This window comes from Vibrio breoganii (genome assembly GCF_001677275.1).
In the GTDB taxonomy this organism is placed as follows: domain Bacteria; phylum Pseudomonadota; class Gammaproteobacteria; order Enterobacterales; family Vibrionaceae; genus Vibrio; species Vibrio breoganii.
Window position 1 is genome coordinate 540,486 of record NZ_CP016178.1, and the last position, 26,334, is coordinate 566,819.

Genomic DNA, 26,334 nt, shown 5'->3' on the forward strand with positions numbered 1-26,334 from the left:
ACGATGTGTTGGAAAAAAATAAGTAATCTGGGAGTGGTGGGAGCGGTAATCCTCTCTATAGGGTTTGTGTCCGACGCGCAAGCATTTAGCTCCACTAAGAGGCTGAAGAAAACACCTCCACCCAAAATCGTAGAGAAAATTGAAAGCAACGTGGATCTCAACACGCTTAGCTGGAATGAGATTACAAGTGAAGCCGCTTGGGAAAAGCGAGCAGGGCTGCAAGTTGTTCACCTCGATGATAAGTTCTATCTAATGGGCGGACGTAGCCCGTTAGAGCGTATTCAGTTTGCCGGCGAAAGTACTCTGCATGGGGACGTTTGGGTCAGTGATGATGCAGCCAACTGGACCCAACTACTTGATACTGATGACAGCTCTCATTGGCCTGCACGGGCCTACTTTAAAGCGGTAAAAAAAGGAAAGTATATGTACGTGCTTGGGGGACAAAATTTCACTCCTCTTTGCATTCCTGGTGGGCCATGTGTGGCGAATTCGACTTTTTTCAATGATGTATGGCGAAGTGAGGATGGTATTAATTGGACCTTTCTTGGCAATGCGCCTTGGCAAGGAAGAGCGGGCTTAAGTGCAGTAGTTAAAGGGAGTCGTATTTATGTGTTTGGTGGCTCGCAGAACGATGATTCTGCAATAGTGGGCGGTCCACCAGTTCGTGAGTACTTTAATGATGTCTGGAGTTCGGTGGATGGTATTCATTGGAAATTAGAGACAGCGGGTGCACCTTGGAGTAAACGAGCTGGAGCCGCAACAACGGTTAAAGATGGGTATATCTATTTGATCGGCGGAGAGGCTGGTTTTACCTGTGATAGTGGTGCGCCACCGATAGGGGATGAGCAAGGACCGCCAGCAGATTTTCAGCTGTGTGAATTGCCCTATTTTAATGACGTATGGCGGTCAAAAAATGGTAAACATTGGCATCTAGTTACTGAAGATGCAGGTTGGTTAGCTAGGCCTGGCCACCAGTGTGGTGTGTTGTACGGTCGAATTGTCTGCTTTGGAGGATTTGGTATTCCAATCAACCCTACTGACGTCCAGGTAAGCAGTGATGGTAAGGTATGGCAACAACTGATAATGCCTCCTTGGAACGTTGGATTTAATCCAACGTTAATCAAGTATGATTTTGCTATTGCTGAGACTGGCAATCCATATCTATTCCACGATCAGGCCATATATACTTTCGGCGGTGATAGAGAGTTATTTTTGCCCCTTGGGGACATTGGTGATGATCAAAAATATGATAATAGCGAAAACTTTGGAAAGGTTGATGCAGATGTGTGGAAGTTCTCTAAGTAGGTCTACTATTTGACATCAACACTATTTCTTTTAGTTTTGGTCAGAGGAAAACCCTCTGACCTTTTTTATGTTAGGAAGACGATACTAATCACATAATCCGATCTCACAGTCTTGGTTCTTAAAACTAGACAAAATTTTGTGATCACAAAGATTAGTGACTTTGACATTAATACCATACAATCCCCGTAATAGTTACTTACAGATAGCAAGAGATAGGAACACCTTATATGGGGCAACTCAATTTAGTTTCGGATGATATCCTTAAAAAAAGTGACGATCTCACTCTGAAATTGGAACAGCTTAAATCAAGCTACTCGCAAGAACCTTCCCCAAGTATTGAACTGAGAAAGCAACGTCTTTTGCTACTGAACCAATCGATCATCGAGAATGAAAAACAGTTGATAGCAGCACTATCGAAAGATTTTGGTTTTCGTTCTGATTTTGATTCGATACTAACGGATATTATTCCGACGGTCGGTCATATCAAGTACACGGTTAAAAACCTACATAAATGGGCGCGTCCTTCAAAGCGTCATGCTGGCTTGCTACTAACGCCATCAAAGGTACGAGTTGAGTATCAACCGGTTGGCGTAGTGGGGATCATATCTCCGTGGAACTTCCCAATTATTCTGAGCTTAGCGCCGGTAGCGACCGCCATTGCAGCGGGTAATAAGGTGATGCTTAAGCTTAGCGAGTTCACGCCTAAGACTAACGAAGTGATTGAGAACATTCTGTCGGTTATCGATGAAGAAGTGTTTGTAGTGCAAGGCGGAGCAGAGATAGCAAGCCGATTTAGTGCGTTGCCTTTTGATCATTTGCTTTTTACTGGTTCGACTCAAGTCGGGCGATTGGTCGCGCAAGCTGCGGCAAAAAACCTGACTCCAGTCACTCTAGAGCTAGGCGGAAAATCACCTGTTGTCATCGCTCCTGATGCACAGTTAGAAAAGATTGTAGATGCGGTTTTGTTCGGTAAATGTGTTAACGCAGGCCAGATCTGCGTAGCGCCTGATTATGTCTTAATCGAGCAAGATCGAGCAGACGAGTTTGCAGAGCTGTTTATTAAGCGTTTCAATGATAATTTTGGTAAAGACTTAACTCAGTTCAGCCATATCATCAACCAATCACAGTACCAACGTTTGCAGTCATATCTTGAGCAAGCACGTGACAAAGAATCAGTTCGAGTCGTTCCTGTTGCGGAACACGACAATGCAGGAAGTAACCACCAAATACTGCCTCATCTTGTGTTTAATCCAAGTGATGATTTAGACATGATGAAAGAGGAAATATTTGGCCCGATTTTGCCGATCATTACCTATGAAAAACTCGAGCAAGCGGTTGAATACATTAATGATAGAGAGAGACCATTAGCGCTCTACATTATGAGTGATGACAGTCAAAGCATTGATTATGTACTCAGCAACACGCACTCTGGTGGTGTGTGTATTAACGACACCATCTTCCATGTGGCTGCCGAAGACGCACCGTTTGGTGGAATAGGTCATTCAGGTATTGGCCATTACCATGGTGAAGAAGGGTTCAGAACCTTTAGTCACGCTCGCACAGTGCTGCATACCCCTAGTTGGCTGCCGAGAACTCGTCTATTGATGAAGTATCGCAAATCGATGCTGTCGGTGATGAAGAAGCTGTTTGTTAAATAAAAAGAACCGGCTAGTAGCCGGTTCTTTCACTTTACGCTTTGGATGTACGTTAAAGCTCTATAGAGGGTTGAAGTCTGCGTCGTCTTTATCCATTCCATCAGTCAGTTCCACTTCAATTAAGCCGTCATCACCCGTTGCTAAGCTTGTTTGAGTATAAGGGATATCGAGGTCGTCCCAATTAATTGGTGAATCAGAAGAACCATCGCAAGTATAGGCCGCAGTATATAAACCCGTTGCGACGTAACCAAACTCATACTCGCCAGTAACTGGATCTACACCTACTGATGCTACAGGTACTTGATAATCTACTGGTGGCATGTTGCCATCAAACTCTTCGTCCGTTGGGTCGAAATTATCGATTAAATTGTCTGTAACTAAGCCGTGACCTTGATACAGATAAACAAAGCCATTTTGTGTTAGGTCGTCATCAACAGGGCAGTTAACACCGTTATAAAGCTCACTTGAAACGATACCACTTAGCCTTGCTACTGTTGTGTTGTCATGAATAGTGATTCCATGAGGCTTTAGGATGTAACCATTCTTGGCATCTACACCTCGTTCAGCAAGTGATTTCCTAAGGTCAAATTCAATAGTAAAGCCTTGAGTACCCTCTACTGTTACTTCAAATCCACCAAGCTTTAACTTATTGCTAGGTTGCTTCAAGGGGTGTTGAATTTGTTCGTCTAGAACGTAATTCATCGTTGCACTAGAGTCAGGGACTACATGAAGGGTCATGCTTTTGTATTCACCGACTGGCAATGTAAAGTCTTCTGCGATTAGCAGTCTCTCTGTTCCTTCGTAATCCAATATATCAAATTGTACGTAGTCGTTATTGCCATCACTTAGGTCTTGAGTGTAGGTATCACCTTCAACACTCACCACTTCGATTTGCTTGACAGTAATAACAACTTCTTCTGCACTATCTACTGGAGCATCAGACACATAAAATGAAACCTGAGAAGTGGCAGTGCTTCCGTCATCACTATCACCACCACAGCCATAAAGGCCAATAGTTAGCGCTGTAGCCACTGCAGTGTATTTTAAAATCTTCATCATCACGTCCTTTTGTACCTAACGTATGTAATTGTAGTCGTTGGGGGGAATTCTAGTGGTTGCATAGCCTTGACTGTCAGTTTGTTGTTAGTGGAATGCAAAACAACAAGCATATACTTATAAATTGTCTAAACTATGCTAGGCAATTGTTTTTAATAGGGAAGTAATCAATGAAGTTGTATGAATCGGCGGCAACGCCTAGCTGTAGACGTGTTTCAATTTTTCTTAAGTTAATTGGTGCAGAAGTCGAACGAGTTTCTGTGGATCTGAAAGGGGGAGAGAACATTACCCCCGAGTTTCAAGCCAAGAGTGCTAGTGGAACAGTACCACTATTAGAGCTGGATGATGGCACCAATATCAGTGAGTCAGTGGCCATTTGTCGTTATTTTGATCATCAAGTGCCTAATAGTGCGAATTTATTTGGGGCACCAGGTCTGGAAAGTGCTCAAGTTGAAATGTGGCACCGCATTGTAGAGTTTCAGGGATTAATTTCTGGGTTTCAAGCATTTAGAAATATCACAGGGTTTTACTCCGATAGAGAGAACTGTGTGAGCGAGTGGGGAGAGGAATCTAAAGGGCGAGCTATCGCATTTCTCGATAAGTTAGATGCAAGGTTAAGCCATTCTAGCTTTATCGCCGGAGATCATTTGTCTGTGGCGGATATAACGGGTTTTCTCTTTATCAACTTGATGAAGGCTGCGTTTAAAGTGGAGATAGAAGAGGGTTATTCGCACATACATGTGTGGCATACAAAACTTGGCGCTATGCCTGAGTTCCAATAGCAGTTAGAATGGCGACCAGATAGCGAGCTTGGCTCGAACATATAAGTTGGAAATACTGTGGATCATTTAGAAGAAGAAATCGAAATTGAAGCGATTGGTGTTGAAGTTACAACACAACCCGTTGAGCTTTATAAAGTGCTGAAGATTGCCGACGCCGTTAGCGGTGGCGGTGAGGCTAAGCAAGCGATTAGCCAAGGCTATGTTGCAGTGAATGGTGAGATCGATACTCGTAAACGCCGTAAGCTTGTCGATGGTGACTTGGTTCAATTTAATGAAGAATTCTATCTAGTGATCTACGTTGACCCAGAAGAAGTGGCTGCACGAGAAAGTGAAGTAGTTGACGTTGTTGCCACTGACTATGATGCTGGTGACCAAGGTTATGATGACGAGGTTGCCTACTTTGACGAAGAGCCAGAGCAAGTAGAAGAATCGGTTGTTGAAGAAGACGATAAACCAAAGAACCCTAGAACTGGGCGCAAGTCCATAGACTTCTTTTAACTGTATAAGTTAGATATCAGAAGGGCAGCCATTTGGCTGCCCTTTGTTTTAGTCATCTTGTCGCATTGGATTACGCTACTGCGTTGTCTAAGATCTTGCTCATTTCATCAAGGTTAATCGACTGGTTTTCACCCAGAACCGTCATTCCATGAGACTTAAGTTGCTCTAGGATTTCAGAGATAGCGGCTGCTTTATCACTGCCATGTTCTGTTAGTTTTGTTGGGACATTTAGGCTTTGGTAGAAACCTTCAATTGCATCAATAGTACGCTCCGCCAGATCTGCACTTTGTTGTAGCCCAAACACGTTTTTACCCATTTGTTCTAATTTAGCGCGTTTGAATTCTATTTGATTTCGTAACAGTGAAGGCTGAATGATGGCAAGAGAACGAGCATGATCAACATTGTAGAGTGCAGTTAATTCGTGCCCCATCATGTGAGTAGCCCAATCGTTCGGAACACCAGCACCAATCAAGCCGTTCAGTGCTTGGTTCGCAGACCACATCAGGTTTGCACGCCAAGAGTCGCTATCTCGGTTGGCAAAATCATCACCCAAAGCCTTGAGGTTTTTCAGTAGCGCCTCGGCAAAGCCGTCTTGTACCATACCGCCAGCAGGCTTAGTGATGTACTGCTCACACACATGTACCCAAGCATCCACGAGCCCATTGAGTTGCTGTCTCTCAGGTAGGGTTTTCATAGCGTCAGGGTCTAGCACAGCAAATTTAGGCTGTACAAGCGGAGATAAGAAACCAGACTTATGCTGCGTTGCTTTTTTAGTAACTACAGCGCCTTTATTAGACTCTGAGCCCGTTGCTGGAAGAGTCAGGATTGCGCCTATTGGAATTGCGTCTGTAACTTTATAGTCACCCGTCATAATATCCCAGCCATCTCCGTCATAGAGAGAGGCTGCGGCAATGTATTTGGTCCCGTCGATTACTGAACCGCCACCCACAGCAAGTAGGTAGGAGATGCCTTCCGCTTTAACGATCTCAACAGCTTTGTTAAGTGTTTCTACGGTAGGGTTGGGCTCAACACCAGAAAACTCCTGCCATTGATAACCTTCAAGGGCTTTAGCCACTTGATCATACACGCCGTTCTTTTTAATCGACCCGCCACCGTACACCACCAAGACCTTGCTGTCTGTTGGGATCACTGTGTTGATTGCGGCGATTTGGCCTTGGCCAAAGAAGATATTTGTTGGATTAGAATAACTAAATTGCATGGAACATGTCCTTTGTTGTTATTGGCATTTGGTCGGGCCACGGTGGTCGGGCCACGGTGGTCGCGCCACGGTGGTCGGGCTACGATGGTCTCGCCACGCTGGCCGCGCCATGATGCATGAATTTTAAGCGTCGCTTATGGCGTTCTGCGTTCTCGCCTGAACACCTTAGGCGTGCAGCCATAGATACTTTTAAAGGCATTGTTAAAGTGTGTCGCACTATTAAAGCCACATAGAGAGGCCACTTCAGTGACACTTGTACGTCCTGCGCGCAAGATTGTAGCGCCTTTGTAGATTCTTTTTTTCTTAAGCATCTCGGTAAACGATAAGCCTTCTTCTGCCAGTCGGCGTTTAACCGTAGTTACAGATACCTGTAAGTGCTCAGCTAGCATAGGTAGGCTTTGTTCTTTATCCAGCCTTGCATCCATAAACAGGGATACCTTTTCAGAGAAACTGACAAGCGTTGCGAGCTGCACTGCGTTTAAAAGTGAAGGGTATTTATCCATGGTATGTGAGAGCAATGCGCTCACTAAAGAGTGCTGAACCTCGGCTTTGCATTCTGATAGCTCGCTACTGGTGATGAGCGTGGCAAGAAGCTGATGCTCAAATGGTTCAGCCTTGAAAGAACAGACAGGCTGGTGGATTACAATTGAATCAGGGGCAGAGCCAAAACCGAGCAGCACTTCGTACTCGAGAAGTATTAGCGTGGCTTCAAAATCACTATCAGCTTCAATAGAGGAGGTCAGCAGCTCTTGGGTAAGAAATGCAAATTGGTTTGGGACAATCTCGTGCTGTTGTTCGTTCTGCTTCCATTTCAAACGGCCACTATTGACTACAACAAAACCTGCGGGCTTGGTTGAGTGATCTTTTAAGACTAGTTGGTCATGATTTGAAAAATGTAGGCAAGCAAAAGGTGACACGCACAAATCCCTAACTGCGACGATAGAGTGATTCTATCTCAGATTTGCTACTGATAGGAAAGAGTTTACTTAAGTTGTTGAATTTGATGAATACATTGAGACGAATGTCCCATAGAGTAGCGTAGGCTACTCTATGGGAGAGAAGATTAAGCGTCTTCTTTCGGAAGATCAGCAAAAACCTCAGTTGGTTTCGCTACCATGTTGCGCTTATCAATATCCACATCAGTAAGAACAACTTCTACGATGTCGCTTAGCTTGTAGATAACTTCTTTATCGATTGAAATTGTACCTTGCTCGGCACTGGATTCGATTCGCTCTTTGTTGTCCATAATTAGAGAATTAGGAACAAATGCGGCCGCACCATTTTCAATCAAGCGAACACGCATACCACTACGACCAATATCAAAGATCTCACCCTTGAACGTGGTTTCAGCTTCTACGTCTTGTTTCAGCGTGCGGGCATAGAGCCAGTCACTTACTTTACGCTCTGCCATTCTGTGGTGCTTGCGGTGAATCGCCAGCTCATCACCCACTTCATCATCAGGGGTTTGCACTGGTTCTTTGTTCAGAATCACCGCTTTAAGAAGACGATGGTTAACCATGTCGCTGTACTTACGAATAGGAGAGGTCCATGTCGCGTAGATATCTAAACCCATTGCAAAGTGCGGTGCAGGCGTGTTACCCATTTCACCATAGCTTTGATGTTTACGAATGCGGTTATCTAGGTATTGAGTTTCTTGGTTGTTCAACCAGCGACGCAGTGCGGTAAAGCCTTCAAGAGTGATGACATTCTCAGCGTCGAAGCCTTCTGCACCATGCTCTGTCACTAAGTCGATAACGTTAGAAACTTTATCTTCTTTAAGACCCGCATGAGTATTGAAAATACCCATATTTAGCTTGTCACTTAGCACGCGACCCGCACAAATATTTGCGGTGATCATGGCTTCTTCTACCAACTTGTTGGCGCAGCGACGCATATCAGAATGGATCGCGATAACATCGTTATCTTCACTTAGTTCAAAACGATAGTCTGGACGATCTGGGAAGATAACGGCGTTGTTTTCACGCCATTCGCTGCGCGCTTTTGCCATCTCGGCAAGATCGGTCACTATGGAGGCAATCTCCTCGCTTGGTGACCATTTTTCACAACTACCTGTTTCTAGGAAGTCAGAAACATTGTCGTACGCGAGACGAGCGTGAGATTTGATATTTGCCGCAAAGAAACGAATATCGTCTTGGATAGTGCCATCACTGTTTACTGTCACTGTGCAGCATAGAGCAGGGCGCTCTTGGTCTTGAATAAGAGAGCACAAGTTGTCAGCAAGATCGCGAGGAAGCATTGGAATATTGCGACCCGGCAGATAAATGGTAAAACCGCGCTCACGCGCCACTTTGTCCATTTCGTCATCAGGAGTGATGTACGCTGTTGGATCAGCAATGGCGATAGTCAGCTCAAAGTGACCTTCGGCGGTTTTACGAGCATACAGTGCATCATCCATATCCTTTGTTGATTCACCATCGATGGTGACAAAAGGGATATGAGTGAGGTCTTCACGGATTAAATCAGCATCATCATGAAGCTTCCAGTCGTCAATGCCAACTGGCTCAGAATTAGGAAGGTCATTTTCAGCTAAGGTTACCCACCAAGGCGCTATTTTGTCGTTAGCATCGGTGATCTTTTCGGTAATTTCGACCATGAAGCCATCGGCGCCCTTAAGAGGGTGCTGAATGACTTGAGCGACAACCCAGTCACCTTCAGCAAACATGTCATGCTTTAGGCCTTTAGCGGTTTTCGCTTTAAGAGATAGATTACGAAGCTGTGGTTGATCAGGAACGACGTTGAGACGTCCTTTAAACAGCTTAACGCGACCAATGAAACGAGTGACGGCTTGTTCTACTAACTGATCGGGTTCTGCGAATTCTTTGTCATTCTCAGAACGGATCAGAGCAACCACTCTGTCACCGTGCATGCATTTTTTCATGTGCGGGGGCGGGATGAAGTAGCTGGTCTTGTTATCTACTTCTAGAAAACCAAACTTCTTATCAGTCGCCTTGATGGTCCCTTCTTTTGTAGGGATAGTTTCTTTGATCTGCTGTTTTAGTTGAGCAAGCAACGGATTGTCTGCAAACATCTATCTTTATCTTAATGAAATAACGGGCACACTATAATGATTTCGGGGCTTTTTAGCCAGTCTTGGTTAGAAATCGAGCGCATTTTAACCAGTTGGGCGCTACACTGTACTGCGTATTGAAAAAGAACGGCGAATATTGGGCACCGAGAGATCAATTTACGAGCCAGAAATGACAGTTTGACGACAAAATGCTTTAATTTTGTGACGGAACTCAATTTTTTCTAGCTTTCTACATGGTTTTAGTGCAGAATGCGCCTCCTTCGACTTTGTCCCTAGCGGCTTGATGCGTTTTATATACTTATCCCTTCTGAAAGGATTTAGTGTGTATTGCTGGATCGGTGTATGAATTTAGAGAGCACCTGGGACCGTTTTTATGAACACATTATAGTGGGATCCCGATGCAAGAATCTGAAATTAAATTCAGCGATTTAGAACTAAACGAACAAATCCTTTCTGCCCTTGACGGCATGGGTTTTGTATCTCCTACACCTATCCAAGCAGCTTCTATTCCTCTGCTTCTTGAAGGTAAGGATGCGCTAGGTAAAGCGCAAACAGGTACTGGTAAAACTGCTGCCTTCTCTCTTCCTCTTCTTAACAAACTGAATCTAGACCAGCGTAAGCCGCAAGCAATTATCCTTGCACCAACGCGTGAGCTAGCTATTCAGGTTGCAGCAGAGATCAAAAACCTTGGTAAGAACATTCGTGGTCTTAAGGTTCTTGAAATTTACGGCGGTGCTTCAATCGTTGATCAAATGCGTGCTCTTAAGAACGGCACTCATATCGTTGTTGGTACTCCAGGTCGTGTACAAGACTTGATCAACCGCGACCGTCTGCACCTTGACGAAGTAAATACTTTCGTTCTTGATGAAGCAGATGAAATGCTAAACATGGGCTTCGTAGAAGACGTTACCGCTATCCTTGAGCACGCTCCAGCGTCAGCTCAGCGCGTATTGTTCTCTGCGACTATGCCTCCAATGCTTAAGAAAATTGTTGAGCGCTTCTTGCGTGATCCTGCTTTCGTTGATGTTGCTGGTAAAAACCACACTGTTGACAAAGTAGAGCAACAATTCTGGGTAGTTAAAGGTATTGAGAAAGACGAGGCAATGACTCGTATTCTTGAAACTGAAGAAACTGATGCTTCTATCGTATTCGTACGTACACGCCAAGACACTGAGCGTCTAGCGGGCTACCTAGCAGACCGTGGCTTTAAAGTAGCGGCACTTCACGGTGACATTCCACAGTCACAACGTGAGCGTACTGTAGACAACATTAAGCGTGGTGTTATCGATATCCTAGTTGCAACTGACGTTGTTGCTCGTGGTCTTGATGTGCCTCGTATTACTCACGTATTCAACTACGACATTCCATTTGATGTTGAGTCTTACATCCACCGTATTGGCCGTACTGGCCGTGCTGGACGTAAAGGTAAAGCGATCCTACTAGTTCGCACTAACCAAATGCGTATGCTTCGTACTATTGAGCGTGTAACTAAGTCAGCAATGGAAGAAATCCAACTTCCTCTACGTGACCAAGTTGCAGAAGCTCGTCTGAAGAAGCTAGGTCTTGAGCTTCAAGCAGACACAGAACACGCTTCTCTAGAGAAATTCTCTGAGCTAGTTGAAAAGCTACAGACTAACCTAGAAATTGATGCTGCAACTCTAGCTGCGATTCTACTTCGTCGTCAGCAAGGCAAGCGTCCATTATTCTACGTTGGCGAAGACCCAATGACTTCTGCTATCGCACGTGACAAAAAACGTCGTGCAGAGCGTCGTGAAGGCGGTCGTGACGGTGGCCGTGAAGGCGGTCGTGAAGGCGGTCGTAGCTACGGTGGCGAAACTAAAGATTGGGATACTTACCAATTACAAGTTGGTCGTGACCAAGGTGTTCAGGTTAAAGACATCGTTGGCGCTCTAGCAAACGAACTAGGCCTAACTAAAGGTTCTATCGGCGCGATCAAATTGGCTCAAGGCCACACATTTGTTCAGCTACCAAAAGCGATGAACTCTGAGACAGCTGGTAAACTTAGCAAGCTACGTATTCGTCAAAAAGAAACTGCAGCAGTAGTTTGTGATTTTGATGACTTCCGTGAGTCTCGTGGCGGTCGTCGTGATGGCGGTGGTCGTCGTGACGGTGGTCGTGGTCAACGTGAAGGTGGCGGCTACCGTGGTAACCGTGAAGGCGGTGGCTATCGTGGCAACCGTGAAGGCAATCGTGAAGGCGGCCGTGATGGTGAGCGTCGTTTCGATCGCAACCGTGGCGGTGACAACCGTGGTAACCACCGTGGTGAGCGTGGTCACTCTCGTCGCACTACAGCAGAGTAATCTAGCGTAATTTAGATTTTGAAACCGGGACATAATGTCCCGGTTTTTTTTTGTCTGAATAAACTGAGATTAGAGTATTTCAACTCGCGAGATTGAAGAGTTATTGAGTACGATGGGTATTGTTAATACTATATGTATGATTATTTATGGGCTTACAGAGGGTCAAAAGTGAAGTCTTAGCTTGCAAAACTAGAGTCGTAGCGCATCTGAAAGCCCCGTGAACACTTAAAAATAGTTGAATTTTTCTTGTCGGGAATAAATTTCGGGCGTTAAATAAATTTGCAGGTTGATCAAGATCAAAGTATCTTATTTTGTAATACTATTTAACTAAAAAAAATTTGAATAATTTTCAAATTATTTGATAATCATAAACACAGATTGAATGCCCCCTCGTCTAATTAGGATTTAACTCATGTCAAACAAGAACGTACTCGTTATCAATTCAGGCAGCTCTTCTCTAAAGTTTGCTGTTATCGACTCTGAATCTGGTGAAGCGCTAGTCAGTGGACTAGGTGAGTGTTTTGGTCTTCCAGAAGCGACCATCGAATGGAAATTTAACGGTGAGAAATGTAAAGAAGCAATCACAGCTCCTGACAACCATCACCAAGAAGCTATCAACCGCATCGTTAAACTGATGGATGAGCTATCTCTTAAAGAGACCATTGTTGCTGTAGGTCACCGTATTGTTCATGGTGGTGAGAAATTCACTAGTACTGTTCGAATTGACGATGCTGTACTAACAGAAATTGAGAATCTGTCGGATCTAGCTCCTCTACACAACCCTGCCGGTGCAAAAGGTATCCGTGCAGCTATGGCGGCGTACCCATCTCTACCTCAGTTTGCTGTATTCGATACTGCATTCCACCAAACAATGCCACAGAAGGCGTTTACGGGTGCGATTTCTCATGAACTTTACAAAGAGTACGGCATCCGTCGCTACGGTTTCCACGGCACTAGCCACTACTACGTAAGCCGTGAAGCTGCAAAAATGCTGAACAAGCCAGTTGAAGAGTCTAACTTCATTACTGTTCACCTTGGTAACGGTGCATCTGTATGTGCGATTGCCAACGGCGAAAGTGTTGATACTTCTATGGGCTTCACACCGCTTGCTGGCCTAATGATGGGTACTCGTTCAGGTGACCTTGACCCAGGTATCATTGAGTTCTTGATGAAGAAAGGCTGGACTCCAGAGCAAGTATTCGAAACGCTTAACAAGAAATCAGGTTTCTTGGGTGTATCCGGCGTAACTTCTGACGCTCGTGGCATTCTAGAAGCAATGGACGAAGGTCACGAAGGTGCTAAGCTAGCGTTCCAAGTATTCACATACCGTGTTGCTAAGTACATCGGCTCTTACATGATTCCACTTAGCTCTTTAGATGCAATTATCTTCACTGGCGGTATCGGTGAAAATGCTCTAGATATCCGTAGTGAGATCCTGACTAACTTAGGCCTACTTGGTTTTGTTGAAGACAAAGCAGGCAACGAAGCAGCTCGCTTTGGTGCAGCAGGTCAAATTGCTGAGTCTGAGCTTCTAGGCGCTAAGGTACTAGTAGTACCAACTAACGAAGAGTTCGTAATTGCTAAGCAATCTGTAGAACTTCTATAAGTTAGAAAGAACAAACTATAAAAGGCGACCCTAGGGTCGCCTTTTTTCATTCCAATCAGTGTCGCTAAACTCATCGGTTACCTGTACACTGCATTTTTGAAAATTGTGAGAGAAGTCATGTCTAAATTTTTCTATCGTGGTACACCAGATATCATGAGTAATTACGGAAAAAGTGGTTACAACCCAGAACCTACGCTTAAGTTGGGTAGTGAAGGGGCACCACTGTCTCTTACAGTGGCTAGCGAACAGCGCAAGCTTGAGGTTGCGGCCTTGGTTGAGCAGAACAAATTGTTTGCTAATATCGAAGTCGACGCCACAGCAGATGAGAACATCGCTGAGTTAGAAGGCATACTAAACAAGCCTAAAACCCAACGCTTCGAAAAAACGCCTGAGCGCAACGACCCGTGTAGCTGCGGCAGTGGCAAGAAGTACAAAAAGTGCTGCGGTCGCTAATAGTGATAAAATTAAAGCTTCTCATTAAACCGTCCACTGGGCGGTTTTTTTATGCGCGGGAATTGAGTAGAGCAGATGTCTCCCCTTTTTACTAAGCTGAATAGCATTGTCACTTATAAAACGCGGTTTAAATTTAGGTTTCAATTGTCTGTAGGGAATATCAGAGCCTAGTTGCGATAGTGCATCAGTATTGGTTGATACGTTGTTTCTCTTTTAGTTATTGCATGGAATAGATAGGGATAACATGAAAAAGATCATCGTATTGTGGGGTGCTATAGCCTTACTGCCTGCGGTTAGCCAAGGGCAAACGTGTAAAAGTACTGCGCAAGAATTCAGGACTATTACCGGGTATTGTAATAATCCAATAGAGCCAAATCTTGGGGTCGCCTGGGACATTGATATTGAAAATAGCGAAGGTCCCGTTAGAGAAGGAATTTTTAGGCGATTTGAGAAAGCAGAATACAGCGATATAGCCACTCGAACATCCCCTAGAGACGAAGTTGCAAATCCTATTGTAGCCAGTGCTGACTTAATGCAGATTAATGTCGAAGACGGTCGCTACTGGTCTCATACCAATCTTTTCTTTGTCTATATGATGCAATTTGTTACCCATGATATGGCACTCACAGTATCGCCACCAGCAGATCCTCTCGCGCTCAACGCGGGATTAGGCATTGAGAAAGATGCAGAAGGTACCGATTTTTTATTAGGTGGCGCAACGGTTGATTACCTTGACGAACAGGGCGTTCCACAGCAATACAATGGGGCATCCGCTTTCTTAGACTTGTCTTCCACCTATGGCCCCACTAAGGAAATAAGTAATGCGTTGAGAACGTTTGAAGGGGGGTTATTAAAGACTGCACAGCGAAAGGATTTTAGGTTCACTAGGAGAAATACTCCCTCTCGGGATCTTTGTGATTGTGTAAACACTGATACTGGCGAACCTTGGAGCATGTTTAACGAAGATCTTTCAAATATCAAAGAAGTATTTGTTGAGAGTGCTCCAGGGTTTATTCCTGAACCGTTTGTACACCTCGATATGTGTGTCTCTCCCGCAGCTTCCTTTGGAAGCACATTTATACCTGGGGTAGGGGAAGTACCTGCAACGCCGGGTGTTTATAGCTGTCCCAATAGTGCACTTGGCACTCCTCCAATGCTGTTGGAGAACGTGAAATGCAGTATTAACTATGCCGCTTTAAACGACCCAACTAGGTCAGATTTCGAATGGAGCATCCCTGACGGAGTTGATTGGATGCCCTTTGTTTCAGAAACAAGCCCACAAGTGCCCTTTGATGAACTTACGGCATCGACCAATGATCCGAGTAAAGCTTTTGCCGCTGGGGATCTTAGAGCAACAGAAAATCTAGGAATCACGGTCATACAAAACCTTTGGCTCAGAGAGCATAACCGTAACGCGAGATTACTTTCGAAAAACAATCCTACTTGGAGTGATGAACAAATTTTTCAAGTGGCGAGAGCACGTACTATCGGAGTTTACCAAAAGGTAGTGTACAACGAATTCTTGCCAATAATTGTAGGGAAGACGTTATCTCAGAAATATAAGCTAACCCAAAAGTATAAAGACAGTGATTATGATCAAGCTATTGATCCTCGTACTGGCAATAGTTTTGCCGCTGCTGCTATGCGGTTTGGGCATTCAATGGTGACTAACGATGTATTTCCTCTCGATCCCGTTAGTATGGAGAGAATTCCTACAAAACAGAAACAACTACCGGCTAACTATTTTGGTCAGAACTCTCCAGCTGAGTCTTCAATAAATTGGATACACTTAGGAGCGGCGGCGCAATCCACCGCTTTTGCTCCAGTAGATGAAATGATGGCGTTTATTGGTGCTCAAGTCCCCAGTGCTTCACCACCTGATGATGCCATTATGGCAGGTTTGGTCAATTCTAGAGCTCAAATGGTAGATCGCTATGTCGAAATATCTCTGAACAAGCTCGATGTATCAAATTGTTTTAGTGGCGCTATTTCAGTCAGCGTTCCAGGTTTTTCAGTATTTAGAGGCCGAACACATGGACTGCCTTCGTATCATCAGCTTGCCAAGCAGTGGACAGGCAATGCCATATACGGAACTAAAGGTTGCCCTGAACCTCAGGAAAACCAAGAGTACGACCCTTTGCAATGCTTTGAAGCATTGACTCAAGATACAGACTCTAACTATGCGTTGCAGTTGAGAGATACTTTCAAGCGACTAGATCTAATCGACCCCTTTGTAGGAATGTTGATAGAATCTGAAATAGTCTGTACAGGCTGCAAATTTGGCAGCTTAGAAGGTAGTAATGAGTTAAACCATAAAGCTAAGGTGAAAAATGGAATAGTGGGGCCTACTGCTGGTGAGATAATTGCTGACCAATTTTATCGTAGTAAGTATGGAGATAGATTTTGGTTTGAGAACAGTATCCATGGTTGGTCACAAAGTGATTTGCGTGCGATACATAACACTACAATGAAAGATCTTATTTCAACTCATTTTCCATCGCTATCGGCTCAGCTCAAGGATAGGGATAGTGTCCTAATAGGGGCTGCTATTTATAATTAGGATAAGGAACAACCGAACCTGTTTTTTAAATAGCTTCGGTTGCTACAACAAAGTTTTAGTTGCCATTGGTCCTACGTGCACTGCTGTTTGTAATTTTGATAGTCAAGCTCTGACATTTCGGTCATTAATTCATCAACTAAAGCCAAAGTAGTCTCTTCTGCGAGGCCGAATTTGTGCAGCAGTTTCCTTCCTCTTATTAGCGTGCTTTCCACATAAGTCGATGAGGCAAAGTGAATACCTAGCTGCTTTAGCTCCAACTCGTCTTGCTTTGAGTTAGTACGTGCATAGATATCTAGATTTGGGTACTTTGAGAGTGTTACGCAAACACGCTTTAGCGTCGCTGGTTCATGGATAGAGACAAACACAGCCTTTACATTCTTTAGATGAATTTTGTTACGTACACCGGATCTCAGAATATCGCCAAAATACGCATTTAGTCCCAGTTGTTTGCTGGTTCTGACTTGGTCGTAGTTGTGATCCAACGCTATATAAGGGATCTCAGCTCTACGAGCCATTTCAGCTATTAACCGACCGACTTCATCCAAACCAATGATGACCAGAGAATTAGTATCTTCATGCTCAATTTCGTCAAACGATTCAGCGCTATGAATAAACTTAGAGACGAGCTTGTCCCCTAATTTAATGCTAAATGAAGATAACACCATGCTTAGGCTGACAACGGCGATCATAATGCCTGACTGTGACTCGCTAAGAATGTCCATAGAGGTTGCTAGCGCTAGTATCACAAAGGCGAATTCACCTACGTGGTTGAGCCAAAATCCGGTCTTTACTCCTACGGACAAAGACTTTCCATCAAGCAGTGAGAGTACTATTGAAAGCAATGTTTTGACTACGAGCACGATAGCCAGAGTGGCCAAGATTGTGCCTAGGTTATTTAGCAGCACCGTTGGATCTATCTGCATGCCAACGGACGTGAAGAACAGCGCCATGAGTACCCCTTTAAAGGGAACTACAGTTTCTTCTAGGCTATGCCTGAAGTCGGAAGAGGACAGCAACATACCCAGCAAGAATGCACCAAGGGTAGAGGGCAAACCGGCATATTCAATCACGCACACGGTTACAAAAATGGAACCAAACAAGCACAGTGCAAAGGCATCTTTGTTGTGCTTTCTGACGCTCCAGTTAAGGGCTAAAGGCAACAAGAATTTACCAATTCCAATGATTAGCGCGACAACACAAATGACGGTGAAAGTGTCTTGCAGAAAATGAGCGCTCGACTCAATCTGTTGGCTCACCAATAGCGGTATTAACGCCATTAGAGGCACCACACTCAAATCTTGTCCCATCAAATTAGAGAAGATGTTTTTGCCGTGCTCAGAATTGAACTCACCCTTCTGATTTAACAAGGTGATGACGACCGCAGAAGAAGATTGGCCAAAGATGGCCCCCACAACTAAGCCTATTTGCCATGAGTACCCGAATAAAGTAGCCAATCCGGCAAAGAGTAGGGACATCGTTACCACGAGCCCCACACCTTGTATCATCAGCCCTTTCTTCATTCGCCACAAATCCATCGGTTTCATTTCTAATCCTATCGTGAACAGGAAAAGAACGACGCCAAGATCTGCAACTTGTTGTAGCAGTTCAATGTTGGTAGCGGCAACTAGCCCTGGGGTGAAGGGGCCAAGTGCTACACCAGCCAAAATGAATCCAACAATGGTGCCCATGCCCAATATTGAGGAGCCAACAACAAATAGACTTGCTATTGAAAACACATAGGCGATGAAATAAAAGAAACTGACAGAGTCCATAAAATAGCCAATCAGTGAGTGTTAACGTGTTCGATCTTAGTTATAGGAAGCTCGTAGGTAGGCTCTACGAATTCATATTGGCCTGCGACAGTTTGTAGCTCGTAAGAGTCGTGCTCTTCTGTGATCTTTAAAATGCCGTATACGGCATTACACGTGTGAGAAAATGCACTCATTGGATTGACGCCGTTTACCACTGAACCGGCAAATACCGCTGATATTAGGTCTCCCACGCCAATGATTGGCTCTGCAAAGTGGAATTTAGGCCACTGCGTCTTAACGCTATTGCGGTGAGTCACCATCATCATGGTTTCATTAATACCTGACATTAGGTCTAGGTCTCTGACAATAACGTAGCGAGCACCAAGATCGAGTATGTGTTCACAGGCGTTTATGACTGACTCTTGGTCAGTGAGTGGTGTTGCAGTGATCGCAGAAAGTTCATATTTATTTGCCACTACCACATCAGCAATAGGAATGAGGTCAGCGATCAATGCATCCTTCACCTCATCAGGGGTCACCTGTGTGCCGTTAGATTGATACATGGCCGCATGGCAGATATACAAAGCAGAGCGATTGCGCTTTTTCAGTTTTGCTACGCTGTGATAGAGCTCTTCTACCTGCTGAGCATTGTCCAAATATCCGGAGATTAAAGCGCCGCAGTGCTCAAGCTCATGGATGTTATCTATCCCCTGAATTAGCGAGCCGATACCACACTCAACACTTTTATAGCCGGACCAATCATCATCTGTACGAGGGATTTTTGCTAGCTGCAAGGTATCCAGTTGTAGAACCTCAACGCCCATTCGTTGCATTGGAAAAACAGCAGAACTATTGCCAACATGTCCGTATACAACTTGCGGTTGAATTGAAATTATATTTGTCATTTTAAAACTAACTCTTTGCGGTATTTTGTTACATTAGTTTGAGAGTTTAACGCTCCTTAGTGACTTGCTTTAATACTGTATGAAGGACTAAAGCATACATAACAGGGAAGGGTATGGGAGACGAAAACCAGAAAGCCGCCTAAAAAGGCGGCTTTAATAGAAAGGGTCTTGCTTTAATTATGATTTGTAATCTGGGTTTAGACTACCGCCCGCTAAGTATTTCAGTTCACGTCCACCAAACAGGTCATACTCGACATCGTGTGAAGCACCGTAGTTGCGTACCGTATAGTTAAAGTCTTCGCCATTCGTTTCTAGATTGTTTGGTGCATCATCACCACAACCGAAGCTAATGGTTACTGTACCATCGCTATTTTTGTCCCATTCATATGAGTTGATTGAGAACCTGTCAGTATCTAGCATGTAACCAACCTCATCGTACAGGGTGACTGAGGTGAAATACTTATTATCTGGTTCTGCGAATGTCGTCTGCTGACATACAGAGCCATCAAACTGTTTTGTATTTCGGTAAATATTTGAAATACCAACCTCAATTGGCATACCGCCCCAGCCTTGAGCATTTGAACGCATCTGACGACCGTTGTTAGCGTCAGGGCTATCAGAACTTTCAACATAGAAGAAGTCTTCACCAGCTTCTAGAAACTCTTTTTTTAGCTTTTTAGTCATCGCTTGACGCTGAGCAACATCATAGTTTGGCGCTACGTATCCCTCTGGAGCAAACTCTTTTGTCGCTGAGTAATCTACGTGAAAACGTGATTGTGCAGCTAATGCATTAGTGAGATCAGATTTGTCTTCAACGCCTGCTCTGAAGATAATAAATGCGAAGTCGGTGTCTATCTTAACGGAGTATTCACCCGGTCCAACTTTGTACATTGGCGAAGCGGAGTTTTCATCCAAAACATGTACAGAGGTATAAATATCTTCTGTGCCAGGTTCGTTTTCAAATTCGTCAATAGTGACATGGATATAGCCATCTTTATCAGCATGCGCAATGGCAGATGAGTAAAGTGAATCCTGATTCATACGCACTACAGGAGCCTTGTTGCCAGCGGGGACCAATATAGGCAGGTGTACTATTTCCTTATCCGCGCCACGCTTATCCCAGTTGCCCATGTATTTTGCCGCAGCTGCTTGGTTGTAGTTCTGCTCCGTAACAGCGATGGTATCTGTTGCTTGCAGTGGTAGAGCAACACTTGCCAAAACGAAAGATGAAACAGCAGATAGCTTAAATAAGTTTTTCATAGTAACTCCTAGATTAAATCGTTGTTAAACCTCTTGGTTGTTGGAATAAAGAATAACCAGTTGTATAAAATTCATCTAACGACTTATATTTATAGTTAATTATGATCAAATCGAATAATGGTGAGTTTGATGAACCGATTGTTGTCTAGGGTAGATCTCAATCTTTTGGTAACGCTTGATGTTTTGCTGAAAGAGAAAAACGTAACCAGAGCCGCCGAGGCGCTATTTGTATCTCAATCTGCGGTAAGCCGTTCCCTAGCGCGCTTGCGAGATACATTTGATGATCCGTTGTTTACTCGAGTGGCATCAGGTTTAGTGCCGACGGAGAAGGCATTGGAACTGGAAAAGCAGCTATTGGTGTTGTTACCGCAATTAAGTGCCGTATTTAGTGAGGAAACTTTCGACCCTTTAAACGCAGAGCATGCGTTTTCCATCTCGCTGCCGACACTGTTATCTAGCGCATTAACGCCATTATTAATGAAGGAACTAAGAGGCATAGCCCCTAGAATTAGAATGTCAGAATATGCCGCAAGGGCGAACCCATACTCATCTCTAGATCAGGGGCAAATAGACTTTGCTGTGCACTTTGCTGACTCGACAAATCGGCGATATGTGTCGAAGCAAATTGGCACACTAAGACCGCAATTGTTTGTTAGGCCTGGCCACCCATTGTTAGCAAAGGCTAATGTCAGTGTCGAAGACACTTTTGGTTATCCCTTGGTGGGAATGGCGATAGAGGAGGACCTGTATCACTCATTCAGCGCTCCTATTACTCAGGTATATAAAGATTTGATGGTGGAACGACGCCCAATTTTAAGAAGTACCCAAACTCAGGTTTTGATTGATGTTATGTCGGACTCAGACGCCATTTTGTTTGGGACAAACTGTCTGCAGGGGTTAAGAAGTTACAAAAAAGACTTTGAGTCATTAAAATCTATACAGATTGAAAGTAACGATGCTTATTCGGTACCGGTTTTTCTTATACATCACGAGCGCAGTAATAATAGTGCGGCACATCAATGGATGGGGGAGTTACTTACAGAAAAGATTTCCGAACTATTACTGTAGATTCGTTTGTTGCCGCCCGTTATAGTCGCGCAGAATTTCTTTGATTAAGTATTATCGGTGACTTTTAATCAACTGAATTGATCGTTATTCTAATTGCATAACTATATGATCTTAGATAATTTATCTTTCTTTGCTACTTCAATAGGGACGTTATAATTGGAACTTGCCACCTTATGGGTTTTTATCCCCACATTTCTCTTTGTATCGATAACACCAGGTATGTGCATGACCTTAGCTTTAGGTTTAGGTATGAGCATTGGCTACAAAAGAACCTTATGGATGATGCTAGGAGAGGTGTTTGGCGTTGCTGTCGTTGCTATTAGTGCGGTACTAGGTATTGCAGCAGTAATGATAAAAATGCCAATGCTGTTCATTGGATTTAAAACAGTAGGGGCGCTATATCTTGGCTACTTAGGCGTACAAATGTGGCGCTCAAAAGGCAAGATGGCAATTACGGACGAAAATCTAGAGTCGTCGAATGCATCTAATTATGGTCTAGTGGCGCAGGGCTTTATAACAGCTATTGCAAATCCAAAGGGCTGGGCCTTCATGATTTCATTGTTGCCTCCTTTTATCAGCGCAAACCATGCAGTAGCCCCCCAACTCTTGATCCTAGTTAGCATTATCATGTTATCTGAATTTCTCTGTATGAGTATTTATGCTTCAGGAGGCAAGGGACTTAGAGTGTTACTGTCTAATAGTAGCAATGTAAAGTTGATGAACCGTATTGCTGGTACATTGATGATTGGAGTAGGGGTGTGGTTGTTTATGAGTTGAGTGATAGATCTCATTAGCCTAACTGCGTCATAAGCAAATTTGTGCTAATTTAATCGTAAATCAACAAAGCATGTGGAAATAAAGATGTCTTCTTCATCAGATTATACTGGCAGCAGCGCGGCATACGCTCGCAAAGAAGCGGGTTACCGTGATAAAGCCCTGAAACTTTATCCTTGGGTGTGTGGCAGTTGCGCACGAGAGTTTGTGTATTCAAACCTGCGTGAATTAACCGTTCACCACAAAGATCACGATCATACGAATAACCCTGAAGATGGGAGTAACTGGGAACTACTTTGCCTGTACTGCCATGATCATGAGCATTCTAAGTACACAGATCATGAGCGCTATGGTGTCGACCCTGTAGCAAGAGCTGACGATCACCAATCGGCAACACACAACCCGTTTGCCGACCTTGCTAAGATGATGAAAAAGTAGGGTAGTTGGAAGAGAGAGGTCACCTTATGATTGGGTGGCCTTTTTGTTTCTAGCTAAAAGCTTCTAGCCACAAGCCTCAAGTCACGAGATAGAAGCCTTTCTTTTGATCGTAAGTCGTGGTTAGTCCAATCCCAAAAACGTCATTCTTCAGAACACTAGGCGTTCATCCAGTATGCCAGAACAGCAGTGCTGCTTCGAGTATGCCAAGGGCGTTAGGGGGGCGTCATTCCCGAGGTTTTTTATCGGGAATCTGTTACTACATACAATCGAAAGGTCCCCGATAAATGACTTCGGGGACAGTGATCAATCTAACGAACAGCAAAATATCGAGCTAATAACGTAAAACCCCCTGTCTAGTTTTACGGGGTCATATCAACCTAGACCCTAGACCCTAGACCCTAGACCCTAGACCCTAGACCCTAGACCCTAGACCCTAGACCCTAGACCCTAGACCCTAGACCCTAGACCCTAGACCCTAGACCCTAGACCCTAGACCCTAGAACCTAGAACCTAGAACCTAGAACCTAGAACCTAGAACCTAGAACCTAGGAAAGACAAGAGCCTGCACTGCCAACAGAAATTGTTGCATATGCAGGCTTTTTAGATCGCCGATTACTTAATGAAGTTACGCAACTCTTGTTTTACATCATCACTAGCAAAGCTTTGCTCAACGCTATTGAGGTAGATAGCTTTGTAATCTGAGTCTGTAAGCTCAAATAACTCACATACCTTTTGTACTTCTTTGGTCATAGTCGTGTTGGATACCGTTCTGTTATCGGTATTGATGGTTACCGCTAGGCCTTGTTCATAAAAGCGTTTTGCTGGATGTGACTCAATGTTTTCAACCGCTTTGGTTTGAACATTACTGCTCGGGCAGGTTTCCAGACCAACGTGGTTGTTTTTAACCGCGTTATATCCGCCTTCATGGTTCATAATATGAATGCCGTGGCCGACACGTTCAGCTTTTAGCAGTTCCACTGCGTCTTGCACATTCTGGCCGTCACCTTGCTCTCCAGCATGGATAGTAACGTGGAAGCCTTTACTGCGGGCGTATTCGGTTTCTTTAACAAAATCGTGGCAGAAGCCTGTTAGTTCGGCACCGGCAAGATCAAAGGCTTGTACCCCTTTTCCTAGTAACTTAGCACCTTCATCAATCACTAAATTGATGTCGTCTTTTGGCATAGTGCGCAGGATACACAGTATGTAATTACCGTGAATATCATAGTCTTGTTCAGCACGCTTCATTCCCTTAACCACAGACGAAAGAATTTGCTCAACAGTCAAGCCTTGATTGGTATGCAATAGGGGAGCAAAGCGCACTTCGAGGTACTTAACGTTTTCTCTAGCCGCATCTTCAAACACTTCGTATGAGATTCGTTCCAGAGCGTCTTGGGTTTGCATTACCTGAAGGGGCAGGTCAAAGCGAGTAAGATACTGCTGCAAGTCGACACAGGTTTCTGGAGCAATCATAAGATCGCGAATCACATCAACGTCTTGGCTTGGAATATCAACCTGCTGACTGTTCGCAAGATCAATAATGGTTTCAGGTCGAACACTGCCATCAAGATGGCAATGGAGGTCAATTTTTGGGAGAGAGAAAAAATTCATAAGTCGTCACCTTTATCACGAGAGAGGAACAAATAAAGACAATGACTTCATAATCAAAGGATAGGCCTTTGGTAGAGACTCCCACACCATATCAGAGGGATTATATGAAGCATATTTGTGGCGTGATTCTAGCAACTGCTGGTGGTTGTTACAAACTGTTGCAGATAAAAGAGGCTCCTATTAGAGCCTCTTTTTGTTTAATAGGGTGTCAATTAGAGTCGTTTTGAAATCACAGCGGTAAATGCGATAAACGCTAGGCCGAGTAGCATGACTTCGCCTTTACCACTATCAAAGCCAGCTTTAACACCCATGAAGGCAACTAGCGCGATGGCAAAAGGAATGACGTATTTAACCAAGCGATACCAAACATTAAACAGAGGAAATGATATTTCACCATGGTTAGTGATCTCATTTTCTAAATCTATTTTGTTCATTCTCCAGCCCGCGAAGATGCAAATGAACATGCCACAAACTGCTAGGAAAATTTTATCGGTAAGCAAGTCAAAGATGTCGAAAACACCGGTATCGAATAGTTTTGGTCCAATGCCGCCCAGAGATAGTGATGAAAGAGTACACATACTGACCATTGTAATGCATGAGATAAGCACTGCTTTAGTTCTTGTCATGTGTTTTTCATCGATAAGGTATGAAACAGCAACTTCTAAAAGTGATACAGAAGAGGTGAGTGCCGCAACACTAAGACCAACAAAGAAAAGCAGCGCAAATAATAGACCAATGATGCCACCCATTTCAGCGAACAATTGTGGTACAACGACGAAAACAAGTCCTGGCCCCGCAGCTGGCTCCATACCGAAAGCGAACATAGAAGTGGACCCCAATGGTTGGACACATAAGCTAATTCCTTAAGTGGTTGATCCAGCTCATGCAGCGTATCTCTGCCTACCGAAGTAGACTTCATCAGGGGTTAGGTCATTGAGGCCTTGATGGTTACGCTCCTCATTATAAAACACCATGTAGTGGCCGATTTCAAGTTCGGCTTCACGGGGCGTGGTGTAAGCTTTTAAGTAAACCTCCTCATATTTCAGACTTCGCCATAATCGCTCGATAAAAACGTTGTCGATCCAACGGCCTTTCCCATCCATGCTGATCCGTACGCTATGGTCGAGCAACTTCTGTGTGAACTCAGTACTGGTAAACTGGCTGCCCTGATCTGAGTTGAAGATATCGGGTGGTCCGTAGTGTTGAAGCGCATCTTCAAGAGCATCAATACAAAAGCCTGTATCCATGGTGTTCGAGAGGCGCCAAGACAACACCTTACGGCTGTACCAATCGATAATGGCAACCAAGTACAGGAACCCTTTAGCCATCGGAATGTACGTGATATCAATAGCCCAAGCTTGGTTGGGGTAAGTAACTTCGATGTCACGCAATAGGTAGGGATAAACCTTGTGTGCTTTGTTCGCCAGTGTCGTTTTTGGCTTGGGATAAATCGCTCCAATGCCCATTTCACGCATGATCCGAACGATACGCTTGCGATTAACCTTATGGCCTTTTTTAGCCAGCTCAGTTCGAACACGCCTACTGCCCATGAACGGATACTGAAGGTGAATTTCGTCAATCATTCGACGCAATTCAATCTCCTCAGTAGAAAGTCCGATGGGTTGGTAATAAGCCGTAGAGCGAGCAATATTAAGAAGCTCGCACTGGCGCTTTATCGGTAGTTGGGTGGATTTATCCAGCGAACTCTTTCGCTGTGCTCGATCTAACGACCGAGCACTTTCGCCAAAAAATCATTTTCCATGGTCAATTGACCGATCTTAGCGTGAAGTTTGTCCACGTCTTCAGAATTGTCTTTGCCCAACTGACTTTCAGAGGCAAAGATCATGGCTGCATTTTCAAGCAGCTCTTTCTTCCATGTTGAGATCTGGTTGGGGTGCAGGTTGTACTTCTGTGCTAACTCAGCGACAGTTTTATCACCTTTAGCGGCAGCCAATGCCACCTTAGCTTTAAATTCGGGAGAGTGGTTTCTGCGTTTTCTAGTCATAATCTGCTCCAGTATTTCTGG

Annotated in this window: 20 protein-coding genes, 1 pseudogene and 1 riboswitch; of the genes and pseudogenes, 11 read left to right on the forward strand and 10 right to left on the reverse strand. The window is 44.2% G+C overall.

What is annotated here, in order from left to right:
• The first annotated feature begins 3 nt into the window (after nt 1-3).
• Both A6E01_RS15380 and A6E01_RS15385 read left to right on the forward strand, forming a co-directional pair.
• A complete protein-coding gene (locus A6E01_RS15380; protein ID WP_065210634.1) occupies nt 4-1,305 on the forward strand; it encodes a Kelch repeat-containing protein in 1,302 nt (433 codons plus the stop codon).
• A gap of 227 nt (nt 1,306-1,532) precedes the next feature.
• The gene (locus A6E01_RS15385) at nt 1,533-2,963 is read left to right on the forward strand and encodes a coniferyl aldehyde dehydrogenase (RefSeq protein ID WP_065210635.1); all 1,431 of its coding nucleotides are present in this window, start codon (nt 1,533-1,535) and stop codon (nt 2,961-2,963) included.
• 57 nt (nt 2,964-3,020) lie between these two features.
• Here the strand turns inward: A6E01_RS15385 and A6E01_RS15390 are convergent, their stop codons facing one another.
• Nucleotides 3,021-4,019 (reverse strand): DUF4382 domain-containing protein, encoded by a 999-nt coding sequence (locus A6E01_RS15390; RefSeq protein ID WP_237334547.1) that lies wholly within the window; start codon nt 4,017-4,019, stop codon nt 3,021-3,023.
• Nucleotides 4,020-4,186: 167 nt separating this feature from the next.
• On the opposite strand from A6E01_RS15390, the gene A6E01_RS15395 reads away from it, so the two are divergent.
• Together A6E01_RS15395 and A6E01_RS15400 are read left to right on the forward strand one after the other, a co-directional pair.
• A complete protein-coding gene (locus A6E01_RS15395) occupies nt 4,187-4,798 on the forward strand; it encodes a glutathione S-transferase (protein WP_017028665.1) in 612 nt (203 codons plus the stop codon).
• Between the two features lie 57 nt (nt 4,799-4,855).
• Nucleotides 4,856-5,296, forward strand: a complete 441-nt coding sequence (locus tag A6E01_RS15400; RefSeq protein ID WP_017028666.1) for an RNA-binding S4 domain-containing protein — start codon at nt 4,856-4,858, stop codon at nt 5,294-5,296.
• 70 nt (nt 5,297-5,366) lie between these two features.
• On the opposite strand, the gene A6E01_RS15405 is transcribed toward A6E01_RS15400, so the two are convergent.
• The 3 genes from A6E01_RS15405 to rnb form a co-directional block, all read right to left on the reverse strand.
• Complete coding sequence (locus tag A6E01_RS15405) at nt 5,367-6,515, reverse strand: iron-containing alcohol dehydrogenase (RefSeq protein WP_065210637.1); 1,149 nt, start codon at nt 6,513-6,515, stop codon at nt 5,367-5,369.
• 134 nt (nt 6,516-6,649) lie between these two features.
• The gene (locus tag A6E01_RS15410; RefSeq protein ID WP_065210638.1) at nt 6,650-7,432 is read right to left on the reverse strand and encodes a helix-turn-helix domain-containing protein; all 783 of its coding nucleotides are present in this window, start codon (nt 7,430-7,432) and stop codon (nt 6,650-6,652) included.
• A gap of 146 nt (nt 7,433-7,578) precedes the next feature.
• Nucleotides 7,579-9,564 (reverse strand): exoribonuclease II, encoded by a 1,986-nt coding sequence (gene rnb, locus A6E01_RS15415; RefSeq protein ID WP_065210639.1) that lies wholly within the window; start codon nt 9,562-9,564, stop codon nt 7,579-7,581.
• Between the two features lie 398 nt (nt 9,565-9,962).
• Here rnb and A6E01_RS15420 point away from each other — a divergent pair, with 398 nt between their 5' ends.
• The 4 genes from A6E01_RS15420 (at nt 9,963) to A6E01_RS15435 (ending at nt 16,504) form a co-directional block, all read left to right on the forward strand.
• Nucleotides 9,963-11,885: a DEAD/DEAH box helicase gene (locus A6E01_RS15420; RefSeq protein ID WP_065210640.1), complete on the forward strand. Its 1,923-nt coding sequence runs from the start codon at nt 9,963-9,965 to the stop codon at nt 11,883-11,885.
• A 412-nt stretch (nt 11,886-12,297) separates the two neighbouring features.
• Nucleotides 12,298-13,491, forward strand: a complete 1,194-nt coding sequence (locus A6E01_RS15425) for an acetate/propionate family kinase (RefSeq protein ID WP_065210641.1) — start codon at nt 12,298-12,300, stop codon at nt 13,489-13,491.
• A 117-nt stretch (nt 13,492-13,608) separates the two neighbouring features.
• The gene (locus A6E01_RS15430; protein ID WP_017028119.1) at nt 13,609-13,944 is read left to right on the forward strand and encodes a PBPRA1643 family SWIM/SEC-C metal-binding motif protein; all 336 of its coding nucleotides are present in this window, start codon (nt 13,609-13,611) and stop codon (nt 13,942-13,944) included.
• Nucleotides 13,945-14,188: 244 nt separating this feature from the next.
• Nucleotides 14,189-16,504, forward strand: coding sequence for a peroxidase family protein (locus tag A6E01_RS15435; protein ID WP_065210642.1), 2,316 nt, complete (start codon nt 14,189-14,191; stop codon nt 16,502-16,504).
• 71 nt (nt 16,505-16,575) lie between these two features.
• Here the strand turns inward: A6E01_RS15435 and A6E01_RS15440 are convergent, their stop codons facing one another.
• The 3 genes from A6E01_RS15440 to A6E01_RS15450 form a co-directional block, all read right to left on the reverse strand.
• On the reverse strand, nt 16,576-18,276 hold the full coding sequence (locus A6E01_RS15440; RefSeq protein WP_017028121.1) for a cation:proton antiporter domain-containing protein: 1,701 nt from the start codon (nt 18,274-18,276) through the stop codon (nt 16,576-16,578).
• A gap of 11 nt (nt 18,277-18,287) precedes the next feature.
• Nucleotides 18,288-19,160, reverse strand: a complete 873-nt coding sequence (pdxY, locus tag A6E01_RS15445; RefSeq protein WP_017028122.1) for a pyridoxal kinase — start codon at nt 19,158-19,160, stop codon at nt 18,288-18,290.
• A gap of 177 nt (nt 19,161-19,337) precedes the next feature.
• Entirely contained in the window at nt 19,338-20,420 is a 1,083-nt protein-coding gene (locus tag A6E01_RS15450) for a DUF1254 domain-containing protein (RefSeq protein ID WP_017028123.1), read from the reverse strand.
• Nucleotides 20,421-20,549: 129 nt separating this feature from the next.
• On the opposite strand from A6E01_RS15450, the gene A6E01_RS15455 reads away from it, so the two are divergent.
• The 3 genes from A6E01_RS15455 to A6E01_RS15465 all read left to right on the forward strand — a co-directional run bounded on the left by A6E01_RS15455 (nt 20,550) and on the right by A6E01_RS15465 (nt 22,700).
• The gene (locus tag A6E01_RS15455) at nt 20,550-21,488 is read left to right on the forward strand and encodes a LysR family transcriptional regulator (RefSeq protein WP_017028124.1); all 939 of its coding nucleotides are present in this window, start codon (nt 20,550-20,552) and stop codon (nt 21,486-21,488) included.
• Nucleotides 21,489-21,644: 156 nt separating this feature from the next.
• Complete coding sequence (locus tag A6E01_RS15460; RefSeq protein WP_065210643.1) at nt 21,645-22,265, forward strand: LysE family translocator; 621 nt, start codon at nt 21,645-21,647, stop codon at nt 22,263-22,265.
• Between the two features lie 84 nt (nt 22,266-22,349).
• Nucleotides 22,350-22,700: a YajD family HNH nuclease gene (locus A6E01_RS15465; RefSeq protein ID WP_017028127.1), complete on the forward strand. Its 351-nt coding sequence runs from the start codon at nt 22,350-22,352 to the stop codon at nt 22,698-22,700.
• Between the two features lie 612 nt (nt 22,701-23,312).
• On the opposite strand, the gene add is transcribed toward A6E01_RS15465, so the two are convergent.
• From add to A6E01_RS15480, 3 genes and pseudogenes are all read right to left on the reverse strand, one after another.
• Nucleotides 23,313-24,308 carry an adenosine deaminase gene (gene add, locus A6E01_RS15470; protein WP_065210644.1) on the reverse strand — a complete coding sequence of 332 codons (996 nt, stop codon included), beginning with the start codon at nt 24,306-24,308 and terminating at the stop codon, nt 23,313-23,315.
• 30 nt (nt 24,309-24,338) lie between these two features.
• Nucleotides 24,339-24,436, reverse strand: a riboswitch (purine riboswitch).
• A gap of 84 nt (nt 24,437-24,520) precedes the next feature.
• Nucleotides 24,521-25,135, reverse strand: a pseudogene (locus A6E01_RS15475) (SLC5/6 family protein); the annotation flags it as partial.
• 54 nt (nt 25,136-25,189) lie between these two features.
• A protein-coding gene (locus A6E01_RS15480) for an IS3 family transposase (protein ID WP_156744628.1) occupies nt 25,190-26,313 on the reverse strand; the annotation gives its coding sequence in 2 pieces (ribosomal slippage) (nt 25,190-26,061 and nt 26,061-26,313; 1,125 coding nt in all).
• Nucleotides 26,314-26,334: the final 21 nt, after the last annotated feature.

What these genes read in the sequence shown, in the direction of transcription:
- A6E01_RS15435 (WP_065210642.1), top strand. Translation starts at nt 14,189, where the DNA reads ATGAAAAAGATCATCGTATTGTGGGGTGCTATAGCCTTACTGCCTGCG.
- A6E01_RS15395 (WP_017028665.1), top strand. Translation starts at nt 4,187, where the DNA reads ATGAAGTTGTATGAATCGGCGGCAACGCCTAGCTGTAGACGTGTTTCA.
- A6E01_RS15405 (WP_065210637.1), bottom strand. Translation starts at nt 6,515, where the DNA reads ATGCAATTTAGTTATTCTAATCCAACAAATATCTTCTTTGGCCAAGGC.
- pdxY (WP_017028122.1), bottom strand. Translation starts at nt 19,160, where the DNA reads ATGACAAATATAATTTCAATTCAACCGCAAGTTGTATACGGACATGTT.
- A6E01_RS15425 (WP_065210641.1), top strand. Translation starts at nt 12,298, where the DNA reads ATGTCAAACAAGAACGTACTCGTTATCAATTCAGGCAGCTCTTCTCTA.
- A6E01_RS15420 (WP_065210640.1), top strand. Translation starts at nt 9,963, where the DNA reads ATGCAAGAATCTGAAATTAAATTCAGCGATTTAGAACTAAACGAACAA.
- A6E01_RS15440 (WP_017028121.1), bottom strand. Translation starts at nt 18,276, where the DNA reads ATGGACTCTGTCAGTTTCTTTTATTTCATCGCCTATGTGTTTTCAATA.
- A6E01_RS15380 (WP_065210634.1), top strand. Translation starts at nt 4, where the DNA reads ATGTGTTGGAAAAAAATAAGTAATCTGGGAGTGGTGGGAGCGGTAATC.
- A6E01_RS15430 (WP_017028119.1), top strand. Translation starts at nt 13,609, where the DNA reads ATGTCTAAATTTTTCTATCGTGGTACACCAGATATCATGAGTAATTAC.
- A6E01_RS15465 (WP_017028127.1), top strand. Translation starts at nt 22,350, where the DNA reads ATGTCTTCTTCATCAGATTATACTGGCAGCAGCGCGGCATACGCTCGC.
- A6E01_RS15385 (WP_065210635.1), top strand. Translation starts at nt 1,533, where the DNA reads ATGGGGCAACTCAATTTAGTTTCGGATGATATCCTTAAAAAAAGTGAC.
- A6E01_RS15455 (WP_017028124.1), top strand. Translation starts at nt 20,550, where the DNA reads ATGAACCGATTGTTGTCTAGGGTAGATCTCAATCTTTTGGTAACGCTT.
- add (WP_065210644.1), bottom strand. Translation starts at nt 24,308, where the DNA reads ATGAATTTTTTCTCTCTCCCAAAAATTGACCTCCATTGCCATCTTGAT.
- rnb (WP_065210639.1), bottom strand. Translation starts at nt 9,564, where the DNA reads ATGTTTGCAGACAATCCGTTGCTTGCTCAACTAAAACAGCAGATCAAA.
- A6E01_RS15450 (WP_017028123.1), bottom strand. Translation starts at nt 20,420, where the DNA reads ATGAAAAACTTATTTAAGCTATCTGCTGTTTCATCTTTCGTTTTGGCA.
- A6E01_RS15390 (WP_237334547.1), bottom strand. Translation starts at nt 4,019, where the DNA reads ATGATGAAGATTTTAAAATACACTGCAGTGGCTACAGCGCTAACTATT.